At 64.3% G+C, this 667-nt stretch carries 3 protein-coding genes; all 3 read left to right on the top strand.

What is annotated here, in order from left to right:
- The coding region (locus tag LG661_RS24815; RefSeq protein WP_230534657.1) for a cold-shock protein at positions 1-146 on the top strand (146 nt) is incomplete at its 5' end.
- A 120-nt stretch (positions 147-266) separates the two neighbouring features.
- Positions 267-458 carry a hypothetical protein gene (locus LG661_RS24810; protein WP_230534656.1) on the top strand — a complete coding sequence of 64 codons (192 nt, stop codon included), beginning with the start codon at positions 267-269 and terminating at the stop codon, positions 456-458.
- A partial coding sequence (locus LG661_RS24805) for a DUF6481 family protein (protein WP_230534655.1) occupies positions 455-667 on the top strand: 213 nt, incomplete at its 3' end. The genes LG661_RS24810 and LG661_RS24805, both read left to right, overlap by 4 nt.

Raw genomic sequence — 667 nt, 5'->3', positions numbered from 1 at the left:
ACGGCAGCAAGGACGTGTTCGTCCATGCCACCGCTCTCGAGCGCGCCGGCATGCGCAATCTGGTCGAAGGCCAGAAGGTTGCCTTCGACACGGCGGAAGACCGCCGCTCCGGCAAGATCGCCGTCAACAACATCGAGACGGCATAAAGCCCGTCTCTTCGGTGCAGGCTTATCTGCACCGAGCCATCAAGGCCGCTCCCCATGGGAGCGGCTTTTTGTTTGCCTTCGTGGCGCTGCCACTGCGCAGTCTCACACTGGAGAACCAACATGCTTCATAAATACAAGATCCGTCAGATGGTGCGCCTTGTGCGTGCGCCGATTTCCGACAGCCGTGCCAGTGGCAGTGGCATCTACGAGGTCGTACGCCTCATGCCAGCCGACGAGACCGGCGAGGTCTCGTACCGGATCAGATCAGGTGCGACGGAGCGTGCCGTCCGCGAGAGCGAGATCAGAGCATGAGCGGCTTCCGGGACAAAGGATTTAGCGACCGGCTGAGCACAGCCGAGAACGCCCGCAAGGCTATGCTGGAGCGTGTCCGGGCAAAGCCAGGTGCGGACGATCCGGCTGTGGCCGAGCGCCGAGCAGCACGGCAGGCGATCAGCACCGCCCGTGAGGCGCGGCTGGCCGAACGCGAGGCCACCAGGATCGCCGAGCAGGCGCGCGAGACC

Origin of the sequence: Microvirga roseola (assembly GCF_020866965.1) — a bacterium.
Taxonomy (GTDB): Bacteria; Pseudomonadota; Alphaproteobacteria; order Rhizobiales; family Beijerinckiaceae; genus Microvirga; species Microvirga roseola.
The sequence above is the reverse complement of the archived record's forward strand: the minus strand, read 5'-3'. Positions and strand labels throughout refer to the sequence as shown.

Coding starts and splice junctions, on each gene's coding strand:
- LG661_RS24810 (WP_230534656.1), top strand. CDS start 267: ATGCTTCATAAATACAAGATCCGTCAGATGGTGCGCCTTGTGCGTGCG.